This is a genomic window from Rathayibacter sp. AY1B6 (assembly GCF_002932755.1).
Classification (GTDB): domain Bacteria; phylum Actinomycetota; class Actinomycetes; order Actinomycetales; family Microbacteriaceae; genus Rathayibacter.
This window is the reverse complement of sequence record NZ_PSWL01000005.1, coordinates 124,332-140,994: the sequence shown is the minus strand read 5'-3', so window position 1 is coordinate 140,994 and position 16,663 is coordinate 124,332. Positions and strand designations below refer to the sequence as shown.

Sequence of the window (16,663 nt, the reverse complement as noted above, 5' to 3'; positions counted from 1 at the left end):
GGCGCAGCCGAACAGGTGCGCCGAAGGATCGGAGCGACCGGGGCCGGCGGGAGGGCCGGCCCCGGTCGCTCCGGGTGGGTGGAGCCGCGTCGGGCGCGGCTACCGGTGGTGCTGAGCGACTAGAACTTGCGGTCGGGCAGCGCGGTGGTGGCGGCCTCGGGCGAGTCGAAGGTCTCGCTCGGGACGACGATCGAGGACTCGACCTTCTCGCCGGCCAGGGTCTTCTCGACCGCGTCGAGGGCGGTCTCGCCGAAGAGCGGGTTGTACTCGGCGACGAAGCTCAGCTCGCCGTCGGCCAGCGCCTGCAGGGCGTTCTTGGTGCCGTCGATCGTGGCGATCTTGACGTCGGTGCCGGGGGTGAGGCCGGCCTCCTGGACGGCCTGGACGGCGCCGAGGCCCATCTCGTCGTTCTGGGCGAAGACGAGCTGGACGTCGTTGTTGTTCGACTTCAGGACCGTCTCGAAGACGCTCTTGGCCTCTTCCGTGGACCAGTTCGCGGTCTGCGCGCCGATCTTGGTGAACTTCGAGTCGGCGCCGATGACCTCGTCCCAGCCCTCGTTGCGCTCGTTGACGACCGAGACGCCCGCGGGGCCCTCGAGCGTGAAGTACTTCGCGCCGTCGGGGAAGGTGGACTTGGCCCAGTCGGCGACCGAGGTGCTGACCGCGATGTTGTCGGGCGCGATGCGGGTCACGTAGAGGTCGGTGTTGTCCGGCTCGATGCCGCGGTCGATCAGGATGACCGGGATCTCGGCCTCCTGGGCGCGCTTGAGCGAGTCCTCCCAGCCCGAGCCCTCCGTGGCGGAGAGCAGGATGATGTCGACGCCCTCGTCCACGAAGGAGGTGAAGGAGTCGATCTGCGACTTCTGGTCTCCGTTGGTGGCGGGTGCGTACTTCAGGTCGAAGCCGGCGTCCTTGGTGAACGTGTCCTCGATGTTGGTCTCGTTCGCCTGGCGCCACGCGCCCTCGGGGCCGACGGCCACGAAGCCGACGGTGGTGAGGTCACCGCTCGAGCCGGAGCCCGAATCGGTGCCGGAACCGCCCGAGCAGCCCGCGAGACCGAGCGCGAGTGCGCCTGCTGCTGCGAAACCCAGGAACTGGCCGATACGCCTCGTCTTGGACATAGATCTCCTCCTTGAGATCGCGGGCGCGAAGAGAGCGCCCGAGATGATGGACCCCGAAGGGCCTCGAATGCGGGCCTAGCGGCCCGAGGTGCGGTGAGTGCAGGATGTGCAGTGGACGCCGGCCGAAGCAGCGCCGCGTCGAAATGTTACCGTGAACAATTCTTGTGACGCAACAGCGCGTCGGTGCGCTTCGGTAACGATCCGGTCGCGGGGTCCCGCAGGGCCCGATGGCAACCCTCTCCCCGGGGCTCAGGGCCGGGAGTAGCTTCCCTGGCCATGAAGCTCCCTCGATCGCGCTCCGTCCCCGCGACGGCCGCGGCGGCGGCCCTGGTGCTCGCGCTCTGCGGATGCTCCGCGGACGGCACGGCGGCCCGCCACGCGGCCGACGCCTTCCTCTCCGCGGTCGCCGACGGCGACGGCCGGGCGGCGTGCGCGCTGCTCACCGACTCCGCCCGCGAGGCCGTGCAGGACCGGGAGGGCGACTGCCCCGCCGGCGTGCTGGAGCTCGGGATCGCGGGAGACGGAGCCGGGGACGCCGAGGTCGACGGCCGGGCGGCGATCGTGCGCTCCGGCAGCACCGCGGTGTTCCTCACTCCGGGCGACGACGGCTGGCTGGTGAGGGCGGCCGGCTGCACGCCGGTGGCGGACGCGCCCTTCGAGTGCGTCCTGGACGGGAGCTGACGTGCGCACCGCCTCCGCCCTCTACTACGCCGTGATCGTGCTCGGCCTGATCGGGTTCTTCGCCGTCGGGATCCTGGGGAGATGAGCCGGATGCGCCGCTTCCTGCGCGAGAACGGGCTCTCGCTGTTCTTCCTCGCGATCTTCCTGCTCGCTCTCGCCGGGCAGTCGTTCGCCGGGCTCGCCGCCTACAACGACACCCAGACAGCGGAGGGGCTGCGGGAGGTCGGCTACTGGCGCTTCGTCACCTCCTCCGACTTCGCGATCGACGTCGCCGAGAACTGGCAGTCGGAGTACCTGCAGTTCTTCCTCTACATCGGAGCGACCGTCTGGCTCCTGCAGCGCGGCTCGCCCGAGTCGAAGCGGGTGGGCGAGGAGGGGCTGGAGACCGACGAGCAGCAGAAGGCGGGCGCGTCCGCGGAGGACGACTCGCCTCCCTCGGCCTCCGCCGGCGGCCTGAGGCAGGCGCTGTTCTCGCACTCGCTGCTGCTGGTGATGGGGGCGGTGTTCCTGCTGTCGTGGGCTGCGCAGTCGGTGACGGGCGTCGTGGCCTACAACGAGGAGCAGCTGACGAGCCTGGAGGCGCCCGTCGACTGGCTCGGCTACGTCTCCTCCGCCGACTTCTGGAACCGGACGCTCCAGAACTGGCAGTCGGAGTTCCTCGCGGTGGGCAGCATGGCGGCGCTCGCCGTGTTCCTGCGCGAGCGCGGGTCGAGCGAGTCGAAGAAGGTGGGGGACCCGCACGGGCGGACGGGTGTCTGAGCGCGGGTGCGCCTCCGGCCGGGCGGGAGCGGAGCGGGCGCGAGGCGAGCGGTCGGGATGTGAGCGGTCAGCGGGCGTCGGATCGGACCCGGATCTCGTCGCCCTCGAGGGCGAACCGCAGGGATGTGCCGATCGGGAACCGCTCGCGCAGGGCCTCCGGCGCTGCCGAGGTCACGGTGAACTGCGCGACCGCGGGGAACGCTCCGGCCGTGCAGCCCTGGAAGAACAGGCCGTCCTGCGGATCGGCGGTCCGCACGATGGAGAGGCACGAGCCGGCGCTCGCGGAGCGGCGCTGCCGGACGACGGTGAGCCCCGTGTCGGCGGGCAGGCTCTGCCGCACGACGGTGAGACCGCCGAAGTCCTCGGTGGTGACGGATCCGTCGAACCCCAGTCCCTCCCAGCCGGGGAGGTCGGTGCCGTTCGACAGGGGCAGCACGGCGACCTCGCGGCCGGGCTGCCCGTCCCCGGCGGTGGCGAGGAGGCTGGCCCCCACGGCGACGGCCGCCGTCGCGGCCAGCGCGGCGAGGAGGAGGAGGCTGCGCCGACGGGAGCGGCGGGGCGGGGCGTGGCCGAGGGGCTCGGACGCCTCGTCGGCGGAGGCGTCCGCGGGAGGTGCCGCGTCGTCGGGAGCGGCGTCCTCGGTGATCCCGTTCCCGGGAGCCGCCGCGTCCGGCCGTGCGGTGCCGGGGGCGGGACGGACGCGGGCCTCGAGCGCGGAGAGCCGTGCGAGCGCACCGGGGTCCCGCTCGATGTCGGAGCCGCGGCCGTACGCGCGCCGCTGCAGCTCCGCGAGCTCGTCCGGTCGCTGATCGTCCACCCCCGGATCCTCGCAGGCCCGGCGCCCGAGCGGGACCCGCGCGGCCCTCGAGGTCCTGGTGGTCGAGCGGTGTGCGGGGGTCCGGATACGCCGCGGTGCGGCAGCGCGACCAGCAGGGCTCGGCCCGCGATGCGGCCGGGGGAGGGTCAGTCGTCGTCGTCGAGGTCGTCGTCGCGGTCGGCGGCGATCATCTCGACGATGGTGTCGACGGTGAGCCAGGGGCCGTTGCTGACCTCGCCGATCTTCTCGCGGTCCTTGAAGACGACGATGCGGTCGCTGAGGCGCACCACCTCCTCCAGCTCGGACGAGATGTAGACGACGGTCACCCCCTCCTTCGCGAGCTGCGCGATGTGCGCCTGGATCTCGACCTTCGACGCCACGTCGATCCCGCGCGCCGGCTCGTCGAGCACGAGCAGCCGCGGACGGGTCGCGAGCCACCGCGCGAGGACCACCTTCTGCTGGTTGCCCCCGGAGAGGTACTTCACCGGGATGTCCGGGTCGGCCGGTGAGATGTTGAGCGCCTCGACGTAGGTGCGCACCAGCGTGTCCGTCTCGGCGGCCGAGAGCGGGTGCGCCCAGCCGCGCAGCGCCTGCAGGCCGAGCACGATGTTCTCGCGAAGGGAGAGGTCGCCGATGATCCCGTCCTCGCGCCGGTTCTCGCTCGAGTGGGCGATGCGGTGGCGCAGGCCCGACACCGGATCGGAGATGTGGGCGGGCTCGCCGTCGATCAGCACCTCGCCGGTGTCCGGCTTCTCCACTCCGCTCACCAGCGACGCCAGCTCGGTGCGCCCGGAGCCGCGCAGGCCCGCGAAGCCCACGATCTCGCCGCGGTGCAGCTCCAGATCCGTCGGGCCCACGGCGCCGCGGCGGCCGATACCGTGCGCGCGGTAGATCGCCGGGCCGACGGGCTGGCGCCGGTGCTCGCGGCGGTCGGAGCCGATCTGCCTCAGCGCGTCGATGTCCTTCCCGATCATCTTCGCGATCAGCTCGGCGCGGTCCATGGTGTGGGCCGGATACTCGCCCACGGTGCCGCCGTCGCGCAGAACGGTCAGCCGGTCGCTGAGGGTGAGGACCTGCTCGAGGAAGTGCGAGACGAACAGGATCGCCACACCCTGGTCGCGGAGCCTCCGCAGCACGGTGAAGAGGCGGGCCACGTCGCTGAGGTCGAGGCTCGAGGTGGGCTCGTCGAGCACCAGCACGCGCGGCCGGTCCACCATCGCCCGGCTGATCGCGACCAGCTGGCGGATCGCCGGGGAGAGCGAGCGCAGCGGCAGGTGGGAGTCGAGGTCCTCCAGGCCCAGCTCGGCGAGCATCTCGGCCGCCCGGTCGTGGGTGCGCGACCAGGAGATGCCGAAGCGGCCGCGGACCTCGTGGCCGAGCATCACGTTCTCGCCGATGCTGAGGTTGTCGGTGAGGCGCTCGTCCTGGAACACGGCCGTGATGCCGGCGGCCTTCGCCTCCGCGGGGCCGTTGAAGCGGCGGGCGACGCCGTCGACGAGGATCTCGCCCGCGTCGGGCTGGTGGATGCCGGTGAGGGTCTTGATCAGCGTGGACTTGCCCGCGCCGTTCTCGCCCATCAGCCCGTGGATCTCGCCCGGCACCAGCCGGAGGTTCCCGTCCTTCAGAGCGGGTCCGGAGGCGAAGGAGACGCGGATGCCGGTCATCTCGACGACGGGTGCCGCGGAGCTCCGGGTCGTCCTCGATGAGATCGCCACGTGCCGTCCTCGGTTCGTGTGCGGCGCGCCGTCAGGGTCCGGCGTGCCAGGGGCTGCCGCCGATGATACGCGAGCGCGTGCGGCGGGACGGGAACAGGAGGGTCACGATCGGGGAGCGGCCGTGGAGGAGCGGATCACCAGCTCCGTGGAGATCCGGGTGCGCTGCGGGATCTCCTGGCCGCGGATCCGCGCGTGGATCACCTCCGCGACCGTGGTCCCGAGCTTGTCGAAGTCCTGGCGGACCGTCGTCAGCGGCGGGAGGAAGTGGCGCGCGGTGGGCAGGTCGTCGAAGCCGACGATGCTCACGTCCTCGGGCACGCGGATCCCCTGCTCGACGAGGCCGTGGATCACTCCGAGCGCCATCTCGTCGTTCGCGACGACCATCGCGGTGAAGTCGGGGACCGACTGCAGGCTCGCGGCGAAGTCGTACCCGGAATCCGGGGTCCAGTCGCCGATGACGATCGGGCGCTCGTGCATCCCCCACGACTTCGCGCGGCTGTGGAACGCGCGCTCGCGGGCCCGTGCGTCGAGCCAGTCGAGGGGGCCGGAGAGATGCAGCACGTCGCGGTGGCCGAGGTTGCCCAGGTGGTCGACGGCCTGGAACATGCCGGCCTGCTGATCGACCGAGACGGTGAGGAAGCTCGGGTCCTTGTCGCTCTTCACCACGAGCGTCGGCACGCCGATCTCGACGGTGCGGAGGGTCGCCACCGAGGAGGAGCGCGGCGCGATCACGCAGAGCGCGTCGATCCCGAGGCCCATCAGGTGGCCGATCGCGTCGGTGGGGGTCATCTCGAGGTCCGGTCGCAGCGCGACGGAGGTGATCGAGTACCCCTTCTCGCGGGCGGCGCGCTCGATCGCGCGGAGGGTGCTCGACGGTCCGTACTCGGCGCCGCTCTCGATCATCACGCCGATGCGGTCGGTGCGCTGCGTGACGAGGGAGCGGGCGGCGATGTTCGGCCGGTAGTTGAGCTCGTCGACCGCCTCGAGGACCTTCTGGCGGGTCGACTCCTTGATGTTGGGGTGCCCGCTGAGCACACGCGACACGGTCATGTGCGAGACGCCCGCGACCGCCGCGACATGACGGAGGTTCGGCCGATCGGCCATGAGAGGACCTCCTCCGCTCCCCGGGCGGGTGAGCCGCGCCACCCCGGCACGGACGAGGCTCAGAGGGCTCGGCTGCCGGGGGTGGCACCAGCATAGTCAGGCGGGGCCGACCGCCCGGTGGGCGCCCCTGCGCGGGCGGGCATCGGGCGATCCGCTCCGGGATCCGCCGTGGTGCGGGGAGGGCGGGTACTCTCGGGAGCCTCATGGCACGCGACAACGAACCGACCGTCACCCTCACCGATCCGCTCGAGGAGCGCCTGCGGGCGCAGGTCGCCCGCGAGGGGGAGCGCACCGTCGCCCTGCGATCCGCGGCCCTGCTCACCGGCGGCTACGAGGGCGAGTCCTTCCTCCTCACCGTGGGCGGCGAGCACGCCGACGGGATCCTCAAGGGAGCGCCCTCCCTCTACTGGCCCGAGCTCTGGGGCGCCCGCGCGCTCCTCTACGTCTGGGACGACGACGCCGCCGACGCGGTGACCGCCGGACTCGCGAACCCCTCCTGGCGCGTCCGCGAGATGTGCGCCCGCGTCTGCGCCGAGCGCGTGCTGGGCGGGCAGAAGAAGCTGTCGCGGCTCACCACCGACGAGCACCCCCGCGTCCGCTCGGCCGGCGCGCGCGCTCTCGTCGCGGCCGCTCTGGCGGGGATCTCCTCCGGTCGCGACGCGAAGGGCGAGTTCGCGGCGAGCGTCGAGGCCGTCCTGACGGGCATGCTCCGCGACCCGGACCGCGACGTCCGCCGCGCCGCGCAGCAGTCGGCCGACGCGCTGCGGGACGCCCGCTCGGCCTGAGCGGACCGCCCGCGGTCGATGCGTCGCGAAGGGCTGCCTGCCGGCTCCGATGACGACCGTTCGTGACGCCTCGTGGCCCCGGGGGCTCAGCCGACCAGGTGCGTCGCGCGCTCGAAGGCGCGCTTGAGCTCGTCGCGCTTGCGGGGCTGGCTCATCGCCCGCTGACCGGGGCTCCACGAGTCGATGACGGTGGGGCCGTCGACCAGGTACGGCTCGATGTTCTTCTTCCAGCCGCTGGTCGGCGCGGTCCCGGCGTTGACGACGACCCGCAGGTCGGGGAGCAGCGGGAGGAGCCGACGCAGCTCCATCGCGCCCTGCCGCACCTCGTCCGCGTCGGCGACGCCGTCGAGCCGCCACGGCACGATGTTCCAGACCAGCGTGCGGGCGTGCAGTCCGACCTCGTCGCGGAGGGCCCAGGTCGCCGCGGCCGTCGCGTCGTCGTTGTCGACGGAGACGAAACCGGAGCCGCCGGGGCCCGCCGACATCGGTCCCGGGGCCTCCAGCACGAGGAGCGCGCGCGCCTCGACGCCCGCCTCGGCCGGGTCGAAGTCGGGCACGACGGCGTCGGGATGCCTGCGGGTACGCCGGGCGAGGAGCTCCTCGCGGAACGCCCGGAGGGGCTGCACCGAGGGCTCGTCCTCGAGCAGGGCCCGGCGCTCATCGAGGGCGGAGCGGTCGCGGAAGCCGTACGGCTCGGTCAGGAACACCCTCCGAGGTTAGTCGCGATCCGCGTCGCGGCGGTGTGCGGATGCGATCGACGAGGGCGCTCGTCGTCGTCGTCCCAGCGATCGCAGCACGACTGACAGGAGGCGCACGCCGGCCGACGGCCGGCGTGGAGGAGCGGACCTCGGCCGTGCTGCCGCGTGCACCGTGACGATCCCGTTCCGGCCGCCCGCCGCGTCCTCGCCGAGGATCCGCCGCGACAAGGACGGAAACCAGTTGACCGGTACCGCGTACAGCGCTTCCGTCGCCGAGGCGGCCGCCCGCGCCTCCGCCTACAACAGCGCCCTCCTCTCGGCCTGTGACGCCGCAGCGAACGACTGCATCTGGGACGGTGGAGCGATCACTCGGATGAGCGTTCCCCTGAGCACCATCGCGACCGACGTCGACTACTTCCATCCCAACGTGAGCGGACAGGCGAAGATCGCAGCGACCACCTGGAACGCCTGGGGTCTGCCGCTGGGCGGCACCACGCCGACCCCGACGCCGACCTCGACGCCGACCTCGACGCCCGCCGTCGACACGATCGCGCCCTCCGTCCGGATCACCTCGCCCGCGACGGGAACGACCGTCGGCTCCAGCGTGACCTTCGTCGCCTCCGCCACCGACAACGTCGGCACGACCCGCGTCAGCTTCTGGAGCGGCTCGACCAGGCTCGGCGACGCTACCAGGGCCACCGACGGATCCTGGCGCCTGACCGTCTCCACCTCCGCCTATCCCGCGGGCAGGTACAGCATCACCGCGCGTGCCCTCGACGCCGCCGGGAACGAGGGACGCAGCGCCGCCGTCTCCATCACGCGCTGATCCCGGAGTGAGGCACCGGGCTCCGCCGACCGGTTCGCGGAGCCCCGTCCACGCGCGAGCAGGGCCCAGGTGCCCGCCCTCCTGCGTGACCCCGGCAGGGCCTGGCTAGCGCCGATCCGGGCTCCTACCGTCGGGACTGCAGTCAGGAGCAGGCAACCGGAGGGGGTCATCGTGTCGGACGAGCCGTCAGTGAGCATCGACGTCGCGTACGTCGACGGGGGTTCCCCGCATCAGGTGCTGGACGTGTACAGCAGGGCGGTTTCCCCGGCCGAGGACGCCGCTCGGCCGGCCGTCGTGCTGATCCACGGGGGCGGGTGGTTCCGGGGGGACAAGAGCAAGGAGCGGGCGCTCGCGACGATGCTGGTCGACGCCGGCTACCTCGTGTTCGCGGCCGACTACCGCGAGGCTCCGGACTCGGTCTTCCCGGCCAGCAGGGACGACGTGCTCGCCGCGGAGCGGTGGGCGGTCGCGTCCGAGTGGGCGTTCGACCGCAGCAGGCTCGCGTTCTTCGGCGGATCGGCGGGCGGGAACCTGGTCGTGGAGGCCGCGATCGCCACCGGCCGGCCCGCCGTCAGCTGGTCGGGGATGTTCGATCTCCTCGGCATCGTCGAGGCGACCGACGACCTCCCGGCCACGCCGACCACGCAGGACCTCGACGCGATGAAGAGCGCCGACATCAACCAGACCGGCCGGAACGACGCCTTCCTGCGCTGGACGATCCTCAACGAGGTCGGAGGCGACCGCGGGCTGCTCACCGCCGCCTCCACAACGCGACACGCCTCCCCGGACGGCGGACCGGTGTTCCTGGCCAACTCGCTGGGCGAGTTCGTGCCTGTGAGCGACGCGCAGGCCATGCAGGCGGCGCTCTCCGCGGTCGGAGTCGCCAGCACGCTGCAGCTGATCCCGGGCACGCGTCACGCCGAGGGGTACACGGAGGCGGCCATCGGACCCTCGCTCGCCTTCCTCCGCGACGCCCTCCCTCCGGCCCGAGCATGACGACGACGGTGTTCGCCGGAGTCGGTGACGTCTTCTACTTCGTCGACGACCTCGACGCCGCGGTCGCCTGGTACTCGGCGCGGCTCGGGCGCGAGCCCGTCGTCCGCGGCGGTGCGCTCGTCGCCTTCGACCTGGACGGCACCCGCCTGACGCTTCACGAGCGGGACGAGCTGAACCGGCCCGGACCCGACGGCACGAGCCCGTACTGGACGGTGCCCGACGTCGACGCCGTCGTCGCCGACTGGACGGCGAACGGCGCCGTCGCCCACCGCGGCCCGAAGACGGTGTTCACGGGGGAGCGGCTGTGCCAGCTGCTGGACCCCTTCGGCAACCTCTTCTCGGTGCGGCAGGCCGTGCCCCGTGACTGAGGACGTCGCTCCCGCTCCCGCTCCCGCTCCCGCCCCTCCGGCGACACCGTCCGCACCGGCGCAGCCGTCCGCCTGGGCGCCCATGGCGATCACCGCCTTCCGGGTCCTGTGGTTCGCCCAGCTGGGCAGCAACATCGGCACCTGGATGCAGACCGTCGGAGCCCAGTGGTACCTGGTCGAGGCGGCCGCGGGCGCTGCGGTCGTCGCGCTCGTGCAGACGGCGAGTCTGGCGCCCTCGATCCTGGTCGCCCTCCCCGCGGGCGTGCTGGCCGACTCGCTCGACCGCCGGCGGCTGCTCATCTGGGGGTCGTCGGCGAGTGCGCTGCTGGCGGCCGCTCTGACGGTCGTGGCGGCGGTGGGCGCGCTGACGCCATGGACGATCCTGGCCTTCACCTTCCTCCTCGGCATCACCTCCACCCTGACCTCGCCCGCCTGGCAGGCGATCCAGCCGGAGCTCGTGCCCCGGAACCTGATCGCGGCGTCGTCGGCCCTCGGCGGCGTGACGGTGAACGGCGCCCGCGCGGTCGGCCCTGCCCTGGCGGGGGTCGTCCTCTCGGCGTTCGGCGCTCCGGTGGTCTTCGGCATCAACGCCCTGAGCTTCATCGGCGCCGTGCTCGCCCTGCTCTGGTGGAAGCGTCCGGCGCAGACCGGCCTCGACGACCGCGAGCAGTTCGGCGCGGCCCTGAGGGGAGGGATCCGGTACGTCGCCTCCGCGCACCTCGTCCGCCGGATCCTCCTCCGCTCCGCGCTCTTCGCCCTGCCGGCCAGCGCGCTCTGGGCGCTGCTGCCGCTCACCGCGAAGCGGCTCCAGCTCGACTCGAGCGGCTACGGCTTCCTCCTCGGGGCGCTGGGGGCCGGCGCCGTGCTCGGCGTCTTCGCCCTGCCGCTCGCCCGTCGGAAGCTCTCGGACGACGTCGTCATCGGGGCGAGCGCCGTGCTGTTCGCGGCGGGGACGCTCGCGGTGGCCTTCCTGCCTCTCGTCCCGGCGCTGGTTCTGCTGGTCCTCGCGGGGCTGGCGTGGATCGGGACCCTCACCGTGCTGAACGCGGCGCTCCAGCTCACGCTGCCGCAGTGGGTGCGGTCCCGGGGAGCCTCGATCTACATCCTGGTCTTCATGGGGACGATGGCGGTCGGCTCGATCGGCTGGGGCCTGGCGGCGCAGGTGCTCGGCACCGCGCCCGCGTACACCGCGGCGGCCGCTCTGCTCCTCCTCGTGGCGGCCAGCGTGCGGGTGCTGCCCCTCCTGCCGGGGACGGGGACCGTCGACCGCAGCATCTCGATGTCGTGGCCCACGCCCACGCTGGTGTTCGAGCCGGAGCCGACGGACGGGCCGGTGATGGTGCAGATCTCGTGGACGGTCCGCCCCGACTCCCTCGCCGACTTCCGGTCGGCCGTGCGGCTGCTGGAGAGCTCCCGCCGCCGGACCGGCGCCTCGCGGTGGGCGCTCTACCGGAGCGGGGAGGAGGCCGACGTGCAGCTGGAGACGTTCATGGTGCCCTCGTGGGGCGAGTTCCGACGGCAGGAGACCCAGCGGCTCACCGGCCGCGACCGCGAGATCCGCGCGGCGGCGCTGGCCCACGCCGACGGCGACCCCGTCGAGCGGCACTTCTTCCCGAGCGCGCCGCCCTCCTCCTGAGGGAGGGCGGCGGCGAGCCGTCCCCGTGACCGCCGGAGCGCCGCACGGCGAGCGGTGTCTCGGCGGCAGGCGGAGGCCTCGGAGCGACTCCAGCGCGGAAGGGGAGGAGCGCCGCGGTCAGCCGCCGACGGTGGACCCGAAGCCGGACTTGCCGGAGGAGCCGAAGCCGCCGGAGAGGGTGGCCTTCGAGCCGACGGTCGAGCCGGCCGGGGCGCGCTGCACGACGTCGGGCTGGGTCGCTCCGCGGGCCGCGAAGCCGCCCGACGCGACGGGCGCCCAGCTGGTCGCCCGCGTCGAGTTCCAGCGCGAGGACGCGAAGATCAGCGGGCCGAGCCAGAAGCCGCCGGCGTAGTGCCCGCGGTACTCGTCGGTCGCCTCGCACAGCTGCTCGGGGTCGTCGCCGACCTCCTCGCCCTGCGCCTGGAGCTGGGCGATCTGCTCCCGCACGTCGGCGAGGCAGTCCTCGCGGCTCGCGTAGACGGGGCGCTCGGCGTTCTCGGGGATGACGTAGTCCTGGCCGTCGGCTCCCGTCGCGACGACGCCGTCGGTCGAGGGGCCGCCGTTGGCGAGGGCGACGGCCAGGCCGACCGCGCCGACCGCGACCGCGCCGCCGATGAGCAGGCCGCGGCGGTTCTTCGCGATGCCGCTGATGCCGACGCTCCGGGAGCGGTGGGGAGCGGTGCGGGTGGGGCCGCCGCCGTCGCCGGAGCCGCGGCCCGCGCCGCCGGTCGGCGTGCCGGGGCCGGCCCCGGGCTCGCGGCTGCCCCAGTCGTTCCCGGAGCTCGGCGTCCCGGGATCGCCGGGGGTGCGGTCGTCGTCCGTCATCGGGTCTCCTCGTCCTGGGGGCGGGCCGCGCGGGTGTCCTGCGGCCGGTCGTGCTCGGGGGCGCCGTACGCGGGCGCGGGGGTGCCGGGCGCGGGAGCGCCGTAGGCGGGGGCGGCGCGGTGCTCGGGGCGGGAGGAGACCGACGCGGCGTCCGCGGCCGTCGCGGCCCCGTCGCTCCGTCCGCCCTCGATGTAGTGGGGGACGAACTCCGCCAGGTCGCCGGTGATCAGGCCGCTCGTCTCGCGCACGTCGATGCCGGCCGGGGTCTCGCCGACGATCCAGCTGCCGATGACGACGGTCCTCCCGTCGACCCGGGCCAGCTCGGCGCGCTCCTGGTGGATGAAGCCCTCCGCGCCGTAGCTGCCGCCGTTCTCGGCGACGACCGAGCCGTCGGCGTCGAGGACCGTCACGTTCGCACCCTCCCGGCCCAGGCGCGGCTTGCGCACCTGCGCGGTGCCGGGCAGCGGATGCACGGAGGCGGGCAGCAGGTTCGGGTGGCCGCGGAACATCTCCCACAGCACCACCAGCAGCTGCTTGTTGCTGAGCAGGAGCTTCCACGCCGGCTCGACCCAGCGGGTGCGCTCGCGCCGGTCGAGGAGCAGGCCGCCGAACTGCTCGCCGAGCATCCACTCCCACGGGTACAGCTTGAAGACGTGGCGGAGCGGCTCGCCGTCGCCGTCGAGGAAGCCGGCGCCGTCGAGCTCGTAGCGGATGTCCTCGACGAAGATCAGCTTGGGGTCGAAGCCGGCCTGCGCCGCGGTCTCGGCCATGTAGGCGACGGTGTCGGCGTCCTCGACGATCAGCTCGCCGTCTCCGGAGTCGTGCAGCGACGCGAGGTGCAGGCGCGCGCCCTCGTCGAGCGACCAGCGCTCGAGGCGGAGGTGGCGCCACTGCTCGACGAGCTGCTCGTGCAGGCTGTTGAACTGGTCGGCGTCGGGCCCCTTCGTCTCGACGAGCCACTGCCACTGGGCCGCGGCCGTCTCGACCAGCGAGGTCGGGGTGTCGGCGTTGAACTCGAGCAGCTTCACTGCGCCCGCGCCGTCGTAGGCGAGGTCGAAGCGGCCGTAGACCGTGGGGTCGTCCTCGTCCCACGAGGTGCGCACCAGGTCGTGGAAGCGGGGCGGGATGCCGAACTCGGCGAAGCGGCCCTTCCGCACGACGAGCTCGCACGCCTCCATGCAGAGGTCGAAGAGCTCCGAGGTCGTGCGCTCGAGCAGGTCGATCTCGGCGGGCTCGAAGGAGTAGGCCGCGGACTCGTTCCAGTAGGGGCGGCCGCCCTCGGAGGGGAGGTCGTAGAAGCTGAAGCCGATCTCGTCGCAGCGGGTTCGCCAGTCCGGTCGCGGAGTGAGGGTGTGTCTGCGCATGGTGTCCGGCAAGTGTAGGTCGGGTGTCCGCACGAGGGCAGGGGGTGGCGCCGTCCTCCGCGCTAGCCTCGACGGGAGCGAAAGGCCGTGCCATGACCGCACCCCTCCCGCTCGCGGGCGTCCGCGTCCTCGAGCTCGGCAACTTCATCGCGGCGCCCACGGCGGGCCGGCTCCTCGCCGACTTCGGCGCCGAGGTGATCAAGGTGGAGCGGCCCGGCACGGGGGACGAGCTGCGCCGCTGGCGGCTGCACGAGGGGTCCGAGACCTCGCTCCTCTTCCACACGATCAACCGCAACAAGCGCTCGATCGCGCTCGACCTGCGCACGGACGAGGGGCGCGACGCCGTCCGCCGCCTGGTCGCCGAGTGCGACGTGGTGCTCGAGAACTTCCGGCCCGGCACGCTCGAGCGCTGGGGGATCGGGCCGGACGTGCTCGACGAGGCCCGGCCCGGCATCGTGATCGGCCGGATCTCCGCGTTCGGGCAGACCGGCCCGCTGTCGGCCCGCCCCGGGTTCGCGGCCGTCGCGGAGGCGATGGGCGGGTTCCGCGAGCTCGTCGGCGACCCGGACCGGCCGCCTGTGCGCGTCGGCGTCTCGATCGGCGACTCGATCGCCGGGCTCTACGCGGGCTACGGAGTGATGATGGCGCTGTTCCAGCGCGAGACCCGCCGCTCCGCGGGGCTGGATCCGGCACCGCTGGCGGAGCGGGTCGTCGACGTCGCGCTGCACGAGGCGATGTTCTCGATGACGGAGTCGCTGATCCCCGACTACCAGGCGCACGGCATCGTCCGGGAGCGCGTCGGCGGGCGGATGGAGGGCATCGCCCCGACCAACGCCTACACGTGCGGCGACGGGGCGAGCATCGTGATCGCGGGGAACGCGGACGCGATCTTCCAGCGGCTGATGGCGGTGATCGGCCGCGCCGACCTGGGCGAGGATCCCGCGCTCGCCTCGAACGAGCAGCGCTGGGCCCGGCGCGACGAGCTGGACGCGGCGATCGGCGCGTGGACGGCGGGCCGCACCTCCGCAGAGGCGCTCGCGGTCCTCGACGACGAGGGCGTCCCCTCCGGGCCGATCTACACGGCGGCCGACATCAGCGCGAGCGAGCAGTACGCGGCGCGCGACATGATCCAGCCCTTCGACGTCGAGGACGCCGGCGGCACTCTGCGCGGCGTGGGCTTCCCGGGGATCGTGCCGGTGCTCGGCGGACGCTCCCTCCCCATCCGCTCGCTCGCGCCCGATCTGGGCCAGGACACCGAGGAGGTGCTGGGGATGCTCCGGCGCACCGATCCCGCTGCTGCTCCAGCCGCCGCTGCCGCTGCCGAGGAGGCCGGCCGGTGACCGCGCTCGCCTCCGCGCGCCTGCGCGACGTCACCCTCCGCGACGGCCTGCAGCTCACCGGCAAGCTCCTGACCACCGAGCGCAAGGTCGACCTCGCGCGCACGCTGCTCGCCGCGGGGGTGCCCGAGCTCGAGATCGGCTCGCTCGCGCGCGGCGACCTCGTCCCTCCGATGGCCGACACCCTCGACGTCATCGCCGCGCTCACCCCTGAGGAGCTGGAGCGGTGCTGGGTGTGGGTCGCGACTCCGCGCCACGTGGAGCGCGCGGCCGCTGCGGGGGCGCGCCGCTTCCAGTACTGCTTCTCCGCGTCGGACTCGCACAACCTCGCCAACGTCGGCCGACCGACCGAGGCGAGCCTGGCCGCGATGCCGGAGGCGGTCGCGCTCGCAGAGAGCGTCGGCGGGCGGATCCAGCTGTGCATCGCCACCTCGTTCACCTGCCCGTTCGAGGGTCCGGTCGCCCCGGAGCGCGTGCTCGCGATCGCGCGCGATCCGCGGGCGGAGGGAGCGGCGGACGTGGTCGTCTGCGACACGCTCGGGCAGGCGCACGCCGGCCAGGTGGCGTCGCTCGTCTCGCGCGTGGCCGCGGAGACCCCGCCCCGCGAGATCGTGTTCCACGGGCACGACACCTGGGGCTCGGGAGTCGCGAACGCGATCGCGGCCGTGCAGGCCGGAGCCGCGGTGGTCGACGGCGCGCTCGGCGGCCTCGGCGGCTGCCCCTTCGCGCCGGGCGCCAGCGGGAACACCGCCACCGAGGACCTCCTGTTCGCCCTGCGCCCGGAGTGGTTCACGCCCGGCGCGCTCGCGGTCCTCGTCGGCGAGTCGGAGTCGCTGCTCGCGGAGCTCGGCGAGCCCGGCCGCTCGAAGGCCTCGCAGGGCGCCCGCTCGAACGCGCCGGCCTTCCCCTGGGCGCTGCCCGCCTGAGCAGTGCCCTTTCGAGGCCGCCGGTCCGACGCGTCACGAACGGTCGCTCCGGGGCTCGGATGACGACCGTTCGCGACGCATCGCCCGAGCGCGGGGCGGAGGAGCGCGGCGGAGCGGCGCGTCAGCGCGCGAGCAGTGCGGTGAGGCGGGCGCGCTCGCCGCGGAGGACGTCGGCCAGGAGGACGGAGCCGGGGGCGGCGAGCCAGCGCTCGAGGGAGACGTCGAAGAGGGCGGAGGCGGTGAGCGCGGCGAGCGCGGCGTCCTCGGGCGAGACTCCGGCGTCGACGAGGGCGGAGCGCATGCTGTCGGCGAGGGCGGCCGACTTGAGGAGCTCGCGCTCGCGCAGCTGCGGCTCGGAGCGCACGACGGCGCGGCGCGCGGCGATCCCGGCGCGCCAGGTCTGGAGCTCGTCGGCGGCGGCCTCGAGGCCGTGCATCAGGAGCGCCATCGTGTCCAGGCCCGCGGGGGCGTCGGCGAGCAGGCGGCCGACGATCTCGGGGAACTCGCGCTCGCGGAGGAAGAGGACGTCGCGCTTGTCCGCGAAGTGGCGGAAGAAGGTGCGCGTGGTGAGTCCGGCGCGCTCCGCGATCGCGGGGACGGTGGTGCCCGCGTAGCCGTGCTCGGCGAAGAGCTCCATCGCCGCCTGCTCTAGGCGGAGGGCGGCGTCGGGGGCCCAGCGTGACATCCGCCCAGAATAGCTGACGA

At 73.5% G+C, this 16,663-nt stretch carries 17 protein-coding genes; 9 read left to right on the top strand and 8 right to left on the bottom strand.

Features of this window, described 5'->3' with window-relative positions:
• Positions 1-119: 119 nt before the first annotated feature.
• A complete protein-coding gene (locus C5D08_RS04120) occupies positions 120-1,121 on the bottom strand; it encodes an ABC transporter substrate-binding protein (RefSeq protein ID WP_104275954.1) in 1,002 nt (333 codons plus the stop codon).
• Between the two features lie 276 nt (positions 1,122-1,397).
• On the opposite strand from C5D08_RS04120, the gene C5D08_RS04115 reads away from it, so the two are divergent.
• Together C5D08_RS04115 and C5D08_RS04110 are read left to right on the top strand one after the other, a co-directional pair.
• Entirely contained in the window at positions 1,398-1,802 is a 405-nt protein-coding gene (locus C5D08_RS04115) for a hypothetical protein (protein WP_104275953.1), read from the top strand.
• Positions 1,803-1,883: 81 nt separating this feature from the next.
• Positions 1,884-2,561 (top strand): DUF6766 family protein, encoded by a 678-nt coding sequence (locus tag C5D08_RS04110; RefSeq protein WP_308471625.1) that lies wholly within the window; start codon positions 1,884-1,886, stop codon positions 2,559-2,561.
• A gap of 67 nt (positions 2,562-2,628) precedes the next feature.
• Here the strand turns inward: C5D08_RS04110 and C5D08_RS04105 are convergent, their stop codons facing one another.
• From C5D08_RS04105 to C5D08_RS04095, 3 genes are all read right to left on the bottom strand, one after another.
• Positions 2,629-3,378, bottom strand: a complete 750-nt coding sequence (locus tag C5D08_RS04105; RefSeq protein ID WP_104275951.1) for a hypothetical protein — start codon at positions 3,376-3,378, stop codon at positions 2,629-2,631.
• A gap of 146 nt (positions 3,379-3,524) precedes the next feature.
• Complete coding sequence (locus tag C5D08_RS04100; RefSeq protein WP_308471624.1) at positions 3,525-5,093, bottom strand: sugar ABC transporter ATP-binding protein; 1,569 nt, start codon at positions 5,091-5,093, stop codon at positions 3,525-3,527.
• A gap of 102 nt (positions 5,094-5,195) precedes the next feature.
• Positions 5,196-6,197 carry a LacI family DNA-binding transcriptional regulator gene (locus C5D08_RS04095; protein ID WP_104275950.1) on the bottom strand — a complete coding sequence of 334 codons (1,002 nt, stop codon included), beginning with the start codon at positions 6,195-6,197 and terminating at the stop codon, positions 5,196-5,198.
• Positions 6,198-6,400: 203 nt separating this feature from the next.
• Here C5D08_RS04095 and C5D08_RS04090 point away from each other — a divergent pair, with 203 nt between their 5' ends.
• Complete coding sequence (locus tag C5D08_RS04090; protein ID WP_258065295.1) at positions 6,401-6,982, top strand: HEAT repeat domain-containing protein; 582 nt, start codon at positions 6,401-6,403, stop codon at positions 6,980-6,982.
• 86 nt (positions 6,983-7,068) lie between these two features.
• Here the strand turns inward: C5D08_RS04090 and C5D08_RS04085 are convergent, their stop codons facing one another.
• The gene (locus C5D08_RS04085; RefSeq protein ID WP_104275949.1) at positions 7,069-7,689 is read right to left on the bottom strand and encodes a hypothetical protein; all 621 of its coding nucleotides are present in this window, start codon (positions 7,687-7,689) and stop codon (positions 7,069-7,071) included.
• Positions 7,690-7,921: 232 nt separating this feature from the next.
• On the opposite strand from C5D08_RS04085, the gene C5D08_RS04080 reads away from it, so the two are divergent.
• The 4 genes from C5D08_RS04080 to C5D08_RS04065 all read left to right on the top strand — a co-directional run bounded on the left by C5D08_RS04080 (position 7,922) and on the right by C5D08_RS04065 (position 11,506).
• Positions 7,922-8,506: an Ig-like domain-containing protein gene (locus C5D08_RS04080; RefSeq protein ID WP_146086113.1), complete on the top strand. Its 585-nt coding sequence runs from the start codon at positions 7,922-7,924 to the stop codon at positions 8,504-8,506.
• A gap of 189 nt (positions 8,507-8,695) precedes the next feature.
• A complete protein-coding gene (locus tag C5D08_RS04075; protein WP_181110183.1) occupies positions 8,696-9,502 on the top strand; it encodes an alpha/beta hydrolase in 807 nt (268 codons plus the stop codon).
• The gene (locus tag C5D08_RS04070) at positions 9,499-9,870 is read left to right on the top strand and encodes a VOC family protein (protein WP_104275946.1); all 372 of its coding nucleotides are present in this window, start codon (positions 9,499-9,501) and stop codon (positions 9,868-9,870) included. Before C5D08_RS04075 ends, C5D08_RS04070 begins: the two co-directional genes overlap by 4 nt.
• A complete protein-coding gene (locus tag C5D08_RS04065) occupies positions 9,863-11,506 on the top strand; it encodes an MFS transporter (RefSeq protein ID WP_258067281.1) in 1,644 nt (547 codons plus the stop codon). Before C5D08_RS04070 ends, C5D08_RS04065 begins: the two co-directional genes overlap by 8 nt.
• A 117-nt stretch (positions 11,507-11,623) precedes the next feature.
• Here the strand turns inward: C5D08_RS04065 and C5D08_RS04060 are convergent, their stop codons facing one another.
• Both C5D08_RS04060 and C5D08_RS04055 read right to left on the bottom strand, forming a co-directional pair.
• The gene (locus tag C5D08_RS04060; protein ID WP_104275944.1) at positions 11,624-12,331 is read right to left on the bottom strand and encodes a hypothetical protein; all 708 of its coding nucleotides are present in this window, start codon (positions 12,329-12,331) and stop codon (positions 11,624-11,626) included.
• Entirely contained in the window at positions 12,328-13,695 is a 1,368-nt protein-coding gene (locus C5D08_RS04055) for a glutathionylspermidine synthase family protein (protein ID WP_104275943.1), read from the bottom strand. The genes C5D08_RS04060 and C5D08_RS04055 overlap by 4 nt, the downstream gene beginning before the upstream one ends.
• A 92-nt stretch (positions 13,696-13,787) precedes the next feature.
• Between C5D08_RS04055 and C5D08_RS04050 the strand changes: the two genes are divergently transcribed.
• Together C5D08_RS04050 and C5D08_RS04045 are read left to right on the top strand one after the other, a co-directional pair.
• On the top strand, positions 13,788-15,035 hold the full coding sequence (locus tag C5D08_RS04050; RefSeq protein ID WP_104275942.1) for a CaiB/BaiF CoA-transferase family protein: 1,248 nt from the start codon (positions 13,788-13,790) through the stop codon (positions 15,033-15,035).
• Positions 15,032-15,958: a hydroxymethylglutaryl-CoA lyase gene (locus C5D08_RS04045; protein ID WP_181110181.1), complete on the top strand. Its 927-nt coding sequence runs from the start codon at positions 15,032-15,034 to the stop codon at positions 15,956-15,958. Before C5D08_RS04050 ends, C5D08_RS04045 begins: the two co-directional genes overlap by 4 nt.
• Before the next feature lie 121 nt (positions 15,959-16,079).
• Here C5D08_RS04045 and C5D08_RS04040 read toward each other — a convergent pair whose 3' ends face one another.
• Complete coding sequence (locus C5D08_RS04040) at positions 16,080-16,643, bottom strand: TetR/AcrR family transcriptional regulator (RefSeq protein WP_181110179.1); 564 nt, start codon at positions 16,641-16,643, stop codon at positions 16,080-16,082.
• Positions 16,644-16,663 lie beyond the last annotated feature (20 nt).

What these genes read in the sequence shown, in the direction of transcription:
- C5D08_RS04120 (WP_104275954.1), bottom strand. Translation starts at nt 1,121, where the DNA reads ATGTCCAAGACGAGGCGTATCGGCCAGTTCCTGGGTTTCGCAGCAGCA.
- C5D08_RS04115 (WP_104275953.1), top strand. Translation starts at nt 1,398, where the DNA reads ATGAAGCTCCCTCGATCGCGCTCCGTCCCCGCGACGGCCGCGGCGGCG.
- C5D08_RS04110 (WP_308471625.1), top strand. Translation starts at nt 1,884, where the DNA reads ATGAGCCGGATGCGCCGCTTCCTGCGCGAGAACGGGCTCTCGCTGTTC.
- C5D08_RS04095 (WP_104275950.1), bottom strand. Translation starts at nt 6,197, where the DNA reads ATGGCCGATCGGCCGAACCTCCGTCATGTCGCGGCGGTCGCGGGCGTC.
- C5D08_RS04090 (WP_258065295.1), top strand. Translation starts at nt 6,401, where the DNA reads ATGGCACGCGACAACGAACCGACCGTCACCCTCACCGATCCGCTCGAG.
- C5D08_RS04070 (WP_104275946.1), top strand. Translation starts at nt 9,499, where the DNA reads ATGACGACGACGGTGTTCGCCGGAGTCGGTGACGTCTTCTACTTCGTC.
- C5D08_RS04060 (WP_104275944.1), bottom strand. Translation starts at nt 12,331, where the DNA reads ATGACGGACGACGACCGCACCCCCGGCGATCCCGGGACGCCGAGCTCC.
- C5D08_RS04055 (WP_104275943.1), bottom strand. Translation starts at nt 13,695, where the DNA reads ATGCGCAGACACACCCTCACTCCGCGACCGGACTGGCGAACCCGCTGC.
- C5D08_RS04050 (WP_104275942.1), top strand. Translation starts at nt 13,788, where the DNA reads ATGACCGCACCCCTCCCGCTCGCGGGCGTCCGCGTCCTCGAGCTCGGC.
- C5D08_RS04040 (WP_181110179.1), bottom strand. Translation starts at nt 16,643, where the DNA reads ATGTCACGCTGGGCCCCCGACGCCGCCCTCCGCCTAGAGCAGGCGGCG.